Source organism: Arthrobacter sp. NicSoilB8, from assembly GCF_019977355.1.
GTDB lineage: Bacteria > Actinomycetota > Actinomycetes > Actinomycetales > Micrococcaceae > Arthrobacter.
The window spans coordinates 4611627-4625771 of the sequence record NZ_AP024655.1 but is presented as its reverse complement, the minus strand read 5'-3'; the positions used below and the strand labels follow the sequence as shown (position 1 = coordinate 4625771).

11 protein-coding genes and 1 tRNA gene are annotated in these 14145 nt (G+C 67.3%); 5 read left to right on the top strand and 7 right to left on the bottom strand.

Annotation, left to right across the window (positions count from 1 at the left end):
- Positions 1–75: 75 nt before the first annotated feature.
- On the bottom strand, positions 76–1026 hold the full coding sequence (locus LDO15_RS20930; protein ID WP_223982046.1) for a LysR family transcriptional regulator: 951 nt from the start codon (positions 1024–1026) through the stop codon (positions 76–78).
- Positions 1027–1198: 172 nt separating this feature from the next.
- On the opposite strand from LDO15_RS20930, the gene LDO15_RS20925 reads away from it, so the two are divergent.
- Both LDO15_RS20925 and LDO15_RS20920 read left to right on the top strand, forming a co-directional pair.
- The gene (locus LDO15_RS20925) at positions 1199–2632 is read left to right on the top strand and encodes an amino acid permease (protein WP_223987594.1); all 1434 of its coding nucleotides are present in this window, start codon (positions 1199–1201) and stop codon (positions 2630–2632) included.
- 307 nt (positions 2633–2939) lie between these two features.
- Entirely contained in the window at positions 2940–6497 is a 3558-nt protein-coding gene (locus LDO15_RS20920) for a bifunctional proline dehydrogenase/L-glutamate gamma-semialdehyde dehydrogenase (RefSeq protein ID WP_223982043.1), read from the top strand.
- A gap of 160 nt (positions 6498–6657) precedes the next feature.
- Here LDO15_RS20920 and LDO15_RS20915 read toward each other — a convergent pair whose 3' ends face one another.
- Together LDO15_RS20915 and LDO15_RS20910 are read right to left on the bottom strand one after the other, a co-directional pair.
- The gene (locus tag LDO15_RS20915) at positions 6658–6936 is read right to left on the bottom strand and encodes a hypothetical protein (RefSeq protein ID WP_223982040.1); all 279 of its coding nucleotides are present in this window, start codon (positions 6934–6936) and stop codon (positions 6658–6660) included.
- Between the two features lie 434 nt (positions 6937–7370).
- Complete coding sequence (locus LDO15_RS20910) at positions 7371–8225, bottom strand: LysR substrate-binding domain-containing protein (protein ID WP_223982037.1); 855 nt, start codon at positions 8223–8225, stop codon at positions 7371–7373.
- A 141-nt stretch (positions 8226–8366) separates the two neighbouring features.
- On the opposite strand from LDO15_RS20910, the gene LDO15_RS20905 reads away from it, so the two are divergent.
- Positions 8367–9713, top strand: coding sequence for an MFS transporter (locus tag LDO15_RS20905; protein WP_223982035.1), 1347 nt, complete (start codon positions 8367–8369; stop codon positions 9711–9713).
- A gap of 79 nt (positions 9714–9792) precedes the next feature.
- Here LDO15_RS20905 and LDO15_RS20900 read toward each other — a convergent pair whose 3' ends face one another.
- The 3 genes from LDO15_RS20900 to LDO15_RS20890 all read right to left on the bottom strand — a co-directional run bounded on the left by LDO15_RS20900 (position 9793) and on the right by LDO15_RS20890 (position 11287).
- Positions 9793–10953, bottom strand: a complete 1161-nt coding sequence (locus LDO15_RS20900; RefSeq protein WP_223982033.1) for a N(5)-(carboxyethyl)ornithine synthase — start codon at positions 10951–10953, stop codon at positions 9793–9795.
- Complete coding sequence (locus tag LDO15_RS20895; protein ID WP_223982031.1) at positions 10950–11099, bottom strand: hypothetical protein; 150 nt, start codon at positions 11097–11099, stop codon at positions 10950–10952. Before LDO15_RS20895 ends, LDO15_RS20900 begins: the two co-directional genes overlap by 4 nt.
- Positions 11100–11213: 114 nt before the next feature.
- Positions 11214–11287: transfer RNA gene (locus LDO15_RS20890), tRNA-Gly, on the bottom strand.
- 366 nt (positions 11288–11653) lie between these two features.
- Here LDO15_RS20890 and LDO15_RS20885 point away from each other — a divergent pair.
- Both LDO15_RS20885 and dcd read left to right on the top strand, forming a co-directional pair.
- Positions 11654–12100: an SRPBCC family protein gene (locus LDO15_RS20885; protein WP_223982029.1), complete on the top strand. Its 447-nt coding sequence runs from the start codon at positions 11654–11656 to the stop codon at positions 12098–12100.
- A 179-nt stretch (positions 12101–12279) separates the two neighbouring features.
- Positions 12280–12855, top strand: a complete 576-nt coding sequence (gene dcd, locus LDO15_RS20880; protein WP_223982028.1) for a dCTP deaminase — start codon at positions 12280–12282, stop codon at positions 12853–12855.
- 90 nt (positions 12856–12945) lie between these two features.
- Here dcd and LDO15_RS20875 read toward each other — a convergent pair whose 3' ends face one another.
- Positions 12946–14142 (bottom strand): cation:proton antiporter, encoded by a 1197-nt coding sequence (locus tag LDO15_RS20875; protein ID WP_223982026.1) that lies wholly within the window; start codon positions 14140–14142, stop codon positions 12946–12948.
- Between the last annotated feature and the right edge of the window lie 3 nt (positions 14143–14145).

Sequence of the window (14145 nt, the reverse complement as noted above, 5' to 3'; positions counted from 1 at the left end):
GTCTAACGCGGGGCCGCCGCGCGCGCTGTGGCCCACCGCACACGCAACCGGCGCGCGGGCCGGTCGCGCGGCGCGTCAGGCGGGCCGGTCCGCAGGGGCCGGATCGAGCGCGCCGGCCGCCGTCGCCGGGACGATGGATGCCGCCGTCGCCGCCAGGATTTCCCGGGCCGCCAGGAGTGCCGGACGCTTGGCGCTGGACCGCCGCACGGAGGTGAATACCGTCCGGTGCGGATCCCCGGGCAGGTCCAGGAGCTGCGCGCTGGTGCCACGCCCGGTCCACACGAGGTCGGGCATGAGGGCCACCGCATTTCCGGATTCGATCAGCCGGATCTGGGCCTGCAGGTCGGCGGTTTCAAAGCGCACGTCGGGCTCAAACCCGGCGCTCCGGCAGGCCTGCTCGGCCCAGTGCCGGGAGGCCGCCCCGCGGGGTTCCATCACCCAGGGCAGCCCGGCGGTGTCCGCCAGCGTCCTGATGGCAGGTCGCTCCGGAGAGGAAGGCGGAACGGCGAGCCGGATGGCGTCCCTGGTCAGGGCCACGCGGTCCAGCTCGGCGTAGTGCGGGGCGGCGTGGCCGGGGTACTGCTCGGCGATCACAAGATCGAAGTCCCGGGCCCACGTCTCGTGGAGGGCCGTTTCCGGCTCCCGCTGGGTCATTTCGACCCGTACTTCCGGGTAGCTGGCGGACATCCGGGTCAGTGCTCCGGGCATGAGAGCCAGTGCGGCGGACTGAAACACCGCAATCCGTACAGTACCTGTGACTGTGGTCAGCGAGGCGGCCAGGTCGGCCTCGGCCTGTTCCAGCGTCTCGAGGAGCTGGGACGTATGGGCCACGAGGACTTCCGCCTGCGGCGTCAGTTGCACACGGCGCCCAGTTTTCCGGAGGAGTTCCACCCCGGCCTCCTTCTCAAGGAGGGCCAGTTGCTGGGAGACTGACGATGGACTGTACTGGAGCGCTTCGGCCACTTCGGCCAGTGTGCCCCGGATCTTCAGTTCGCGCAGCAGTCGCAAACGCCGGACGTCGAGCATCGCTATCCCTTCGGGAATTCTAATGGTTACTGATTAAGAGAATTCACTTTATCTAATGCAATCGGGCTTGCATACTGTTGTCGCTCGGTAACCCCCATCACAGGGTGGATTGATGGGCATCACACCTAAATAGGAGGCCCTGGTGGCTACACAAGATTTGGCGCGGTCGATCATGCGGCGCAAGCCCATCGACGACATTGAAGAAGAAAACAAACACAGCGGATTGCACAGGAGCCTGGGGCTCTGGCAGCTGACGGCCATCGGCGTCGGCGGTATTATCGGCGTCGGCATCTTCTCGCTGGCGGGCCTTGTGGCCCACGGCAGTGCGAGCGAGCCCGGCGTCGGCCCGGCGGTGCTCGTCTCGTTCCTGATCGCCGGACTGGCATCCGCCGCCGCGGCGCTGTCCTACGCCGAATTCGCCGGCATGATCCCGCGGGCCGGCTCGGCATATACCTACGGCTACGTTGCCCTCGGCGAGGTGATCGGCTGGTTCATCGGGTGGGACCTGCTGCTGGAGTACATCGCGATCGTGGCGGTGGTGGCCATCGGCATCTCGGGCTACTTCGATGCCTTCCTTTCCGGCATCGGCATCCACATGCCCGCCTGGATGACAGCGACGCCGGATGAGGGAACGGGTGGCATCATCAACCTTCCCGCTATCCTCGTCTGCCTGCTGGTGACCTGGATCCTCTCGCGCGGCACGAAGACCTTTGGGCGCTTCGAACTGGTCGCCGTCGCCATCAAAGTCGTCCTGATCCTGTTCATCATCGGCCTGGGCATCTTCTACATCAACACCAAAAATTACGACCCCTTCATGCCCAGCGGCTTCGGCCCCGTGGTGGCCGGCTCCGCCACGGTGTTCTTCGCCGTGTTCGGCTACGACGCCATGAGCACCGCGGCGGAGGAAGCGACGGACGGCAAGAAGCACATGCCGAAGGCGATCATCTACTCGCTGATCATCGCCATGCTGCTCTACGTCGCCGCCACCCTGGTGCTCACCGGAATGCAGCACTACACGGAGATTGACCCCAAGGCCGGCTTCGCCTCCGCCTTCAACAGCGTCGGGCTGCCGGTGATCGCAACGATCATCTCCGTGTTCGCGGTCCTGTCCATCCTCACCGTAATGCTGACCTTCCTCCTCGGCGTCACCCGCGTCTGGTTCTCGATGAGCCGCGACGGCCTCCTGCCGGGCTGGTTCGCCAAGACAGACCGGCACGGCACGCCGCAGCGCGTGACCTGGATCGCCGGCGCCGGGGCCGCTATCCTGGCCGGCATCCTTCCGATCAAAGCCGTGGCGGACCTGACCAACATCGGCATCCTGGCCGCGTTCGTCGTCGTCTGCTTGTCCGTTATCGTGTTCCGCTACAAGAAGCCCGATGCCCCGCGGACCTTCCGCCTGCCGCTGATGCCCCTGGTCCCCGCGTTCGGTGTGTTCGCCTCGCTGTTCCTGATGTTCCAGCTGCACTGGGAGACCTGGGTTCGGTTCGGGGTCTGGCTCGTGGTCGGCCTCATCATCTACTTCACCTACGGCCGCAAGAACTCGCTGATGAACCCGGACAGCCCGCGGCACGAGGAAATCGTGGAGATGCACCGCCCCCTGGCATGACCGCCCAACGCTCTCTCACGTCCGCTCCCGTACCGGCGAACCCCCTCCCCATTTCCCGGGAGGGGGTTCGCCGATTTTCGGCGCAGGAAGCGGGGCAGGATGCGGCGCAGGAAGTAAGGGGGCGCCGCCTGAAAAGGTGCGGGAAACGAGGGTGCGTCCGGGGTGGTTTCCGAACGTTCGGACGGGGCAAGGAAGCATCGGTTTTCCTAACCGGTATTGCTCGGAAAACATCGCTTTATCTTATGAGAATCCGGTCGCATACTGATTCATAAGAGGTCCACATCTTGAGAAAGAACGAGTTCCAGCCATGACCAACATCTCCACGGAATCCGGCGCAACCACCGGCAAGGCCGCAGGCAACGAAGCCACACACGCCGCCGTCTCGGAAGGCTCCACGGTCCTCGAAGCCGCGGCCCTGGCCGAGGACACCATCGCGCTGGTGCGCCACTGGCTCACCGAAGCCGCCAAGGTTCCGGTCGACGCCTCGGCCGAACAGCTCGCCGGCGTCCTGAAGGACCCCAACGGCCTGGACTTCACGGTCGGATTCGTCGACGGCGTCGTCCGTCCGGAGGACCTCCAGGTCGCCGCCCGCAACCTCGCCGCCCTCGCCCCCAAGGTCCCGGCGTTCCTGCCCTGGTACATGCGCAGCGCGGTCCGCCTCGGCGGAACCATGGCTCCGGTCCTGCCGCAGGTGGTCATCCCGGTCGCCCGCCGCGTGCTCCGCGAAATGGTCGGCCACCTCATTGTCGACGCCACCGACGCCAAGCTGGGCCCGGCCATCGCCAAGATCCGCAAGGACGGCATCAAGCTCAACGTCAACCTCCTCGGCGAGGCCGTGCTCGGCGAGCACGAGGCCTCCCGACGGCTTGAGGGAACCCACGCCCTGCTGTCCCGCCCGGACGTGGACTACGTTTCCATCAAGGTCTCCTCCACGGTGGCCCCGCACTCCGCGTGGGCCTTCGACGAGGCCGTGGAGCACGTCGTGGAGAAGCTCACCCCGCTCTTCACCCGCGCCGCCTCCTTTGCCGACGGCGCGTCAGGCACTGGCGCGGGAAAGACCGCCAAGTTCATCAACCTGGACATGGAGGAATACAAGGACCTGGACATGACCATCGCGGTCTTCACTCGGATCCTGGACAAGCCCGAGTTCAAGAACCTCGAGGCCGGCATCGTGCTCCAGGCCTACCTGCCGGACGCCCTCGCCGCCATGATCCGCCTGCAGGACTGGGCCGCGGCCCGCCGCGCCGACGGCGGCGCCGCGATCAAGGTCCGTGTGGTCAAGGGCGCCAACCTGCCGATGGAGCAGGTGGAGGCCTCCCTGCACGACTGGCCGCTCGCCACCTGGAACACCAAGCAGGACTCGGACACCAACTACAAGCGGGTCATCAACTACTCGCTGCACCCGGACCGGATCCGCAACATCCGGATCGGCGTCGCCGGCCACAACCTCTTCGACATCGCCTTCGCCTGGCTGCTGGCCAAGCAGCGCGGCATCGCGGATACCGCACAGCCGAGCATCGAATTCGAGATGCTCCTCGGCATGGCCCAGGGCCAGGCCGAAGCCGTCAAGAAGGACGTCGGTTCCCTCCTGCTCTACACCCCGGTGGTCCACCCCGCCGAGTTCGACGTCGCGATCGCCTACCTGATCCGCCGCCTCGAAGAGGGCGCCAGCCAGGACAACTTCATGTCCGCCGTCTTCGAGCTTTCTGAAAACGAATCGCTCTTCGAGCGCGAGAAGCAGCGCTTCCTCGCCTCCCTCGCCAAGCTCGACGACGAGGTCCCGGGCCCGAACCGCCGGCAGAACCGCGCCCTCCCGGCCGCGCCGCTGCCCCGCGACTCGTTCGAGAACACGCCGGACACGGATCCCTCACTGCCCGCGAACCGCGACTGGGGCCGCGCCATCCTGGGCCGCGTGGCGACCTCCACGCTGGGCAACGCCGCCGTCGAGGCCGCCATGATCAACGACGAGGCGACCCTGAACTCGGTCATCGGCACCGCCCTCGAGAAGGGCAAGGCCTGGGGTGCACTCTCCGGCGCCGAGCGCGCCGAGATCCTGCACCGCGCCGGCGACGTCCTCGAGGCCCGCCGCGCCGACCTCCTCGAGGTTATGGCCAGCGAAACCGGCAAGACGATTGACCAGGGCGATCCTGAGGTCAGCGAGGCCGTCGACTTCGCGCACTACTACGCCGAATCGGCCCGCAAGCTCGACGCCGTCGACGGCGCCGCCTTCGTCCCGGCCAAGCTCACCGTCGTGACGCCGCCGTGGAACTTCCCCGTCGCCATCCCGGCCGGTTCCACCCTGGCGGCCCTCGCCGCGGGCTCTGCCGTCGTGATCAAGCCCGCCAAGCAGGCCCGCCGCAGCGGTGCGGTCATGATCGAGGCTCTCTGGGAGGCCGGCGTTCCGCGCGACGTCCTCACCATGGTCCAGCTGGGCGAGCGGGAACTCGGCCGTCAGCTGGTCTCCCACCCGGCCGTGGACCGCGTCATCCTGACCGGCGGCTACGAGACCGCCGAGCTCTTCCGCTCCTTCCGCAAAGACCTGCCGCTGCTGGCCGAAACCAGCGGCAAGAACGCCATCATCGTCACCCCCAGCGCGGACCTGGACCTCGCGGCCAAGGACGTGGCGTACTCCGCGTTCGGCCACGCCGGCCAGAAGTGCTCCGCCGCGTCGCTCGTGATCCTCGTCGGATCGGTGGCCACGTCCAAGCGCTTCCACAACCAGCTCATTGACGCCGTCACCTCGCTGAAGGTCGGCTACCCGGAAGACCCGACAAGCCAGATGGGCCCGATCATCGAGCCCGCCAACGGCAAGCTCCTCAACGCCCTCACCACTCTCGGCGAGGGTGAGACCTGGGCCGTGGAACCGCGGAAGCTGGACGACACGGGCAAGCTCTGGAGCCCCGGCGTGCGCTCCGGCGTCCGGCGCGGATCCTACTTCCACCTCACCGAGTTCTTCGGTCCCGTCCTCGGCGTCATGACCGCGGAAACCCTTGAGGACGCCATCGCGATCCAGAACCAGATCGACTACGGCCTCACCGCGGGCCTGCACTCGCTCAACAGCGAGGAACTGGGCATCTGGCTGGACACCATCCAGGCCGGCAACCTTTACGTCAACCGCGGCATCACCGGCGCGATCGTCCAGCGCCAGCCCTTCGGCGGCTGGAAGAAATCCGCCGTCGGCGCCGGCACCAAGGCCGGCGGACCGAACTACCTCGTCGGCCTCGGCGAATGGGTCAGCAAGCCCGCCGCCGCCGGCACCGCCGCCCACTCTGGAGTGCGCCGGATCGAGGACGCGGCCAAGGGCTTCCTGACTGCCGGGGAACTGGCGCCGCTGCAGCGCGCGCTGGCCTCCGACGCCCGGGCCTGGGCCGAGGAGTTCGGCACCGCCAAGGACGTCTCGGGTCTCAGCGCCGAGCGCAACGTCTTCCGCTACCGCCCGCTGCCGGTCACGGTCCGCCTGGCCGAAGGCGAACCCCTTGCCGACCTCGTCCGGACCGTCGCCGCCGGTGTCCTCGCCGGGTCCGCGCTGACGGTCTCCGCCGCCGTCGAACTGCCCGCCCAGCTGCGCGCCGTCCTGTCCGGGCTCGGCATCACCGCCACCGTGGAGAACGACGCCGACTGGCTGGCTTCCGCCGGCAGGCTCGCCGCGGCGGGCAAACTGTCCGGCGCCCGGATCCGGCTGATCGGCGGGGACGCCAGGGCACTGGCCGAGGCCACCGGCGGCCGCCCCGACCTGGCCGTCTACTTCCACCCGGTCACGGAAGCCGGGCGCGTGGAGCTGCTGCCGTTCCTGCACGAGCAGGCCATCAGCATCACGGCCCACCGCTTCGGCACGCCCAACCACATCTCGGACGCACTCATCTAGCAGGGAACTGCTAAAACCGTAACCCGGGCGTGCTAAAACGCCGTCGCCGCCGTGCAGGCACCGTGAGGTGCGTGCACGGCGGCGACGGCGTTAAGCGGCGAAGGCGTGAAAGCTTCAGGGCTGCGGGGACGTTATGCGCCGGACCGAGTCGGCGTGCCGCTTAGCCGAAGTACCAGCCTGGCGGCACCCATGAGGCGGGGACCGCGTGGGCGGAGAAATCGTCGCAACCCGAGCAGAAGTAGGTGACCTCGCCGAGTTTGCTGACCGAGCCGTCCCGGCGGTGCGTGGCGGGCACGAAGGTCTCAAGGTAAATGAATTCGTCGGTGCCGCAGCGTTCGCAATACGGACTGGCAACGTATTCGGACTCCGCCAAAGTGGCGGGGCGGATTCCCCGGCGGTCCGGGCTGGCGTGCTGAACGGCGCTGGCATGCTGCGTCACGCCGGCGTGCTGGATGGCAGGGCCGGGGTGGTGCATTGCCGCCGCCGGGTACGCTGGCGCGATTGCCGGATGGGCGGCCTTCGGCGCACGTGGTGAAGCGGCTAAGGGGATACGGGAATGGTTTACAGCTGGCATCATTGGCGGCCTATCCCGAACGCCCCGGCGCCAGCCATGCGGCAGCAGCGCGGACAGCGTTCGATTTTTCGAATCGTTGTCGTGGGCCTCTGCTTGACCTCGAACAGTTGATCTTAGGTAATGACAGGATAGATGAAGTACCTGCATCGTTCAATGGTCAAGTAAGTAGTCTTCCCCGTGCGGGTAGCACTCAGGGTAAGTACCGCGACGGCGCTGTGGCCGCGCCGGGGGCTGCCGGGAGCGGTTGCCTGACCGCGTGACGAGTCGGCGGCGCCGCCTCGAACGGGCAATCAGCCGCCTCAGGCCGGGCGTTTCAGGGTCCGGCCCACGATCGCCTGGGTGAGGGCATCGATCACCTCGGTATTGGCCAGCGGGTTGCGGATGAGGGTGAAATCGACATCACCTACGGGCGGCAGGTCGAAGCGCCGGGTGATGATTTTCAGGTCGTCCGGCACCAGGGAGGACGGCATGACCGCCACCCCGATGCCGGCCCGGACCGCGGCCAGCACGCCGCTGATCTGCCGCGTGGTGCAGGTGATCCGCCAGGTCCGGCCGGTGGACTCAAGGGCATCGATCGCAAGCTTCCGGCTGAGGCTGGGGGAGGGGTACGCGATCAGCGGCACCGGACCGGCCGGATCCAGCACGGTCTGTTCCAGGCCGACCCAGGCGAAGGCATCCTGCTGGACCACTGTCCCGTCCTTGGCCCCGGCCACCCACTTCACAAACACAAGGTCCAGCTGGCCCGCATTCAGGCGCTTGTAGAGCTGGTCGCTCTGGCCCACCGTGAGCTCGAGATTGATCTGCGGATAAATCTGCCGGAACTCCCGGAGGATGCGGGGCAGCCCGGTGATGGCGAGATCGTCGGCCGTGCCAAAGCGCAGCCGGCCGCGCATGGCGGATCCGGAGAAATAGCGGGAGGCGGCGTCGTGCGCGGCGAGGATGTTCCGGGCAAACCCGGCCATGGCGTCGCCATTGTCCGTCAGCCGCACGTCCCGGGTGTCCCGTGCAACGAGCACCCGCTTGGCGGCGGACTCCAGTTTGCGCACATGCTGGCTGACGGTCGGCTGGGCCAGGCCGAGGCGTTCTGCGGCCTTGGTGAAACTCAGGGTTTCGGCCACCGCCAGGAACGAACGGAGCTGGGCAGGTTCGAACATGAGGGTCTCCCGAATCGGATGCCGCTGACATTGCATTGCGATCTGTAATGCGAGTTATGCGGGGAATAGGCTTCCACAATCGTCTGGGGCCAGCCTAGCGTTAAGTCCATCCCGCTCACCCGCTCTTTTGAGGACATTTCCGTGGCTCCCCCTCCGCCGCTTGAGGCGAACGCAGCTTCCTTGCCGGACACCATCACCCAACCCATCGCCGTCGTCACCCAGCGCCTGCCGTGGCGCCATACGTTCATCTCGCTGAAGATCCGCAACTTCCGGGTCTTCGCGATCGGCCACTTCATCGCCGTGATCGCGCTGTGGATGCAGCGGATCGCCCAGGACTGGCTGGTGCTCCAGCTCTCCGGATCCGTCACCGCCGTCGGCATCACCGTGGCTTTGCAGTTCCTGCCGTCGCTGTTCCTCGGCCCGTGGGCCGGCATGATGGCGGACCGCTTCCCGAAGCGGAAGATCCTCATGCTGTGCCAGTCGGTGGCCGCCGTGCTGGCCGCGGTCCTCGCCGCGCTGGCCCTGAGCCAGCGGATCGAGGTCGGGCACGTCTATGCGATCGCCCTGGTCCTGGGCTTCGTGACCGTGCTGGACCAGCCCGCCCGCCAGGTGTTCGTCAACGAACTCGTCGGCCCCGGCTACCTGCGCAACGCGATCAGTGTGAACTCGACGATCTTCCAGCTCGGCGGCCTGATCGGTCCGGCGCTGGCAGGGCTCCTGCTGACCGCCGTCGGCGCGGGCTGGGCCTTTGCCGCCAACGCGGTGGCCTGCTGCTTCACCGTGGCCATGCTCCTGAGCCTGCGCAAGGACCAGCTGCATGTCAGCGTCCCGGTCTCCAAACGCCGCGGCATGCTGAGGGAAGGCCTGGACTACGCCCTCAGCAAGCCCACGATCTACTGGCCCTGGCTGATGGCAGGGTTTGTCGCGGTGTTCGCGATGAGCCTTCCGGTGCTGCTGGCCGCGTTCGCCGACCATGTGTACGACGCCGGTGCCGGCGGCTACGGCCTGCTCAACACCCTCGTTGCCCTCGGCGCCCTGGCCGGCGCCATTACCTCGGCCCGGCGGCGCGAACTGCGGCTGCGCTCGGTGGTCCTGGGCGCCGGGATGTACGGGCTCATGCTGTGTTTGGCATCCCTGGCGCCGTCCATGCCCTGGTTCGGCGCGGCCATGGTGCTTGCCGGCTTCTGGTGCCTGATGTTCCTCACCGCGGCGAACCAGCTGGTCCAGGTCAGCGCCAACCTCGCGATCCGCGGGCGCGTCATGAGCCTGTACATCATGGTGCTGATCGGCGGTCAGGCGATCGGCGGCCCGATGGTCGGCTGGCTCGCCGAGCACGCGGACCCGCACACCGCTGTCCTGATCTCCGGCGGCGTGCCGATGCTGGCCGCCGCGACAGTCGCCGTCGTCCTGGCCCGGCGCGGGCAGCTCATGCTCAAGGTGGACTTGAAGAACCGGCGGCGGCTGTTGCGGATTGTCCGGACGGCCTAGCTTTGTGCGCCGTTCCCGGACAGCCGCTGCGTGGATCCGCGCAGCGGCTGTCCTTTTTCGTCGCGGAAATCCGGGAGTACTAGCGCGACAGGGGAAGGTGCGGGTACTCCGGCTCCCGCTGCTGGAACTGCAGCACATCCGGGTTCAGGACCACGCCGTCGCGGATTTCAATCGCGCGGCGGATGGTCTCGTTCGCGGTCCATGCGTCGGGGCCCTCGACCACGGTCTCGAGGAACGGCAGCAGTGCCTCGCTGATCTCCCAGCTGGAGGAATTCCAGAGGTAGGACGGGCTGTGGTCCACGGCGTAGTAGTCGATGTGGTCCCCGACCTTGAACATCGGCTCGGCGAACGTGGTGGTTTTCGCCCAGCTGAAGCCCATGCCCTCGTCGCAGGACACGTCCACGATCAGGCTGCCGGGCCGGAATGCGGCCAGGTCCTCGGTGCGGAGGTAGGTCAGCGGCGCGTTGGGGTCTTGCAGGGTGCAGTTGACCACGATGTCACGCTCGGCGAGGAACGGCGCCAGCGGCACCCGCCCGCGCTCGGTAATGACCTCACTGAGGAACGGAGCCTCGTTGTCGTGATCGAACTGCGCAATCCGGACCGAGTGAATGGGCGAGCCCACCGCGGCAACCCCGCGGTTGGTCAGCACTTGCACGTCGTGGACGCCGTGGGCGTTCAGGGCCGTGACCGCACCGCGGGCCGTCGCGCCGAAGCCGATGACGACGGCGCTCAGCCGGCGGCCGTAGTCTCCGGTGGAACCGGTCAGGGCCAGGGAGTGCAGCACGGAGCAGTAGCCGGCGAGCTCGTTGTTCTTATGGAACACGTGAAGGCCGAAGCCGCCGTCGCTGGCCCAGTGGTTCATGGCTTCGAAGGCGATCAGCGTGAGTTTCTTGTCGATCGCCAGCTGGGTGATGGCCCGGTCCTGCACGCAGTGCGGCCAGCCCCAGAGGACCTGCCCGTCGCGGAGCTCGGCCAGGTCTTCCGGCTGAGGCTTGGGCAGCAGGACGACGTCGGCATCCGCCAGCAGCTGCTCCCGGCGGGCGATGCGCCCCACGAGGGGCGCAAGCTCGGTGTCGGAAAGGCCGAAGCGCTCTCCGTAGCCTTCCTCGAGGATCAGCTGGCCCCGGATCTCCGGCGCGATACGGTCCAGGTGCAGGGGGTGGATGGGGAGGCGTCGCTCGTCGGGTTTTCGCGTGCTGGCGAGGATGCCAAGGGTGAGATGGTTCGGGGAACCGGTCACTTCTTCTTGGCGCTCGCCGTCTTCGTGGCGGTCACCTTGTCCAGGGAGCTGGCCGGCGCTGAAGCGGCCCTCTTGTCAGCGCGCTTTTCCTTGATGGATTTGCCGGATTTCTTGGATGCTGCTTGACGGGGGGATTTGTCAGCCATGATTGCTCCTGTAGCGGAACCGAAGAGGTTCCTGACTTCTGACGATACAGGTAGCAACCTAATGGCAGCCCGGGGGAGCGGCGCGGCAGCGCAGGGAGAAACGCAGGGAAGGATTGGAGCGGCTGACGGGAATCGAACCCGCGTATCAAGCTTGGGAAGCTAGCGCTCTACCATTGAGCTACAGCCGCAGTGGGGCCGTCCAAGATGCTGGACTTTGCCCCGGTGAAACAACGAGATTTACATTACCTCAGTCTGGCCGCGAGGTTGAACACGTCACGTCCGCGCGTTGTCTGTCCACGGCCGGGCCCTGTCCTGCCCCGGCCCGCCCCTGCCCCTGCAACTTGTCCGGGCCCTGCAACTTGTCCGCGCCCGGCCCGGACACATGCTGGGCCGCCGTAACACTCCGCGCCGTCGCATAACTCTTCGGACACTCTTCGGCGAAAGCCCGCCACGGGATCCGGGACCGCGGCCAGTGCTGTCTATCCTGAAATGGTTAGCTGCAGTTCCGGGGAAGCGGGCTACACCCATTAGCTGTCCGCCGAGCAAGGATTTTCGTGGCATTCGCAGAGTATGACGTCATCATTCACCGTGACGCCATGAGCGTTTACAACTTCCTCCTGGACCCGGGCCACCTGCCGCTGTGGCGGGAAGGGGTCCGGAGCGTGGAGCTGCTTTCCGGCGCCGCCGGCGCCAAGGGCGCCGTGTACCGGCAGACGGTCGCGGGTCCCGGGGGCCGCCCCGTGGCCGCCGATTTTGAAATCATCGAGGCCCGGCCAGGCGCGGAGATCCAATACCAGGTCATCGTCGGGCCGGCCCGGCCGCACGGGGGCTACTACCTGAGCACGGAGGGCCCCAGCACCCGCGTCCGCTTTGCCCTGAACTGCGAGCCCAAGGGATTCCTGGTCCGGGTGACCAGCCCGTTCCGCCGGCGGATGAAGGCCGAGGTGGGCCAGCTCGAGCGGCTCAAGTCCATCCTGGAAGATATGCCCGCCACGGAATAGACAGGCCGACGGCCATGGCCACGACCCGGCCCCGTCCCGGCCCCGACCCGGCCCCGACCACTGACTGGCTGGCGGCCGCCGCATCCCGGCTGGCTCATCGCGACCAGCCGGGAAGTAACACTGGGCTGCTGCGCCGGTACGTGAAGCCGGGTTTCGCCCCGTGCGGTATTTTTGAACCTGTGCTGATCTCTGACCGCGACATTCGAACCGAAATCGACTCCCAGCGGATTGTCCTGGAACCCTTCGACTCCGCCATGGTCCAGCCGTCCTCGGTGGACGTCAGGATCGACAAGTTCTTCCGCCTGTTCGACAACCACAAATACGCCCACATCGATCCGGCCGAGGAACAGCCGGAGCTGACCCGCCTCGTGGAGGTGGAGTCCGGTGAGCCGTTCATCCTTCACCCGGGGGAGTTCGTCCTCGGGTCCACGTACGAGACCGTGACGCTTCCGGATGACATTGCGGCCCGGCTTGAGGGCAAGTCCTCGCTCGGCCGGCTCGGCCTCCTGACGCACTCGACGGCGGGGTTCATCGACCCGGGGTTCTCCGGTCACGTCACGCTCGAGCTGTCCAATATGGCGACACTGCCCATCAAGCTGTGGCCGGGAATGAAGATCGGCCAGTTGTGCTTCTTCCGGCTTTCCTCCGCGGCGGAGCACCCCTACGGGTCCGGGGAGTACGGCAACCGCTACCAGGGCCAGCGCGGCCCCACAGCCAGCCGCAGCCACCTGAATTTCCACCGTACCGACATCTAAGTACCGGCATCTGCATCCGGGCATCTGGGCACCGGCACCTAGGGGCGTCCTCCAGCGCCGGCCCTGGCGCCGGTGCAGTGCCTTGTGGCCTTAGGCCGAGCCGGAGGTCCGGACAGCGGGCCGTCTGACCGGGCGGCGCATCAGCCGGACGAGCGGTTCCACGAAGCGGGCGGCCAGCGGGCCCACGATCGCCATGATCAGGACATAGGCGGTGGCCAGGGCCGCCAGCTCCTGCGGCACCACGCCGGAGGCAACGGCCAGGCCCGCGATGACGATGGAGAACTCGCCGCGCGCAATGAGGGCGGCGCCCGCGCGGAAACGGCCGGGAATCCCGATCCCGGCCCGTTTGGCCGCCCAGTACCCGGTGATCAGCTTGGTGGCTGCCGTCGCCAGGGCCAGCAACAGCGCCCAGCCGAGGACCGGCGGGATGGACCGCGGGTCCGTGTTGAGGCCAAAAACAACGAAGAAGATCGCCGCGAAAAGGTCCCGGAGCGGCTCCAGGATGCGGGTGGCGCTGTGGGCCGTGGCCCCCGAAATGGCGATGCCGAGCATGAATGCGCCCACCGCCGCGGAAACCTGCATGGCGGCCGCGAGCCCCGCGACGAGAAGTGCCGCGCCGAGCAAGTTGAGAAGGAAGACCTCGGAGTTTTCGCTGTGCACGGCCTTGGATACGTGGTGGCCGTGCCGCAGCGCCACCACCAGGACCATGCTGACGACGGCCAGGGAGATGCCCACGGTCTGCAGGCCCAGCACGAAGCTGACGCCGGCCAGCGTGGCGGTCAGGACCGGCAGGTACACGGCCATGGCGAGGTCCTCGAAGACCAGGATGGCCAGGACCACCGGGGTTTCCCGGTTGCCGATCCGGCCGAGATCGGTGATCACCTTGGCCGCGATCCCGGACGACGAAATGTAGGTGACTCCGCCCATCACCATGGCACCCACGAGGCCCCACCCCAGCAACAGCGCTAGCCCCGCGCCGGGCAGGAAATTGAGCAGCATATCCAGGACGCCGGCCTGCCAGGACCGCCGCAGTCCGGTGACGAGCTCGGCCGCCGTATATTCCAGTCCGAGCATAAGCAGCAGGAGAATTACACCGATCTCGCCGGAAAGATGCGCGAACTCGTGCATGCCTTCGAGCTTGATGAGGCCTCCGGCCCCGAAGAACAGCCCGCCCACCAAGTACAGCGGAATGGGGGACATCCCGATCCGCCCCGCCAGTCTGGCCAGCAGGCCGAGACAGAAGACGACGGCCCCCAGCTCGATGAGGGTCAGCGCGAGCGGATCCATGCC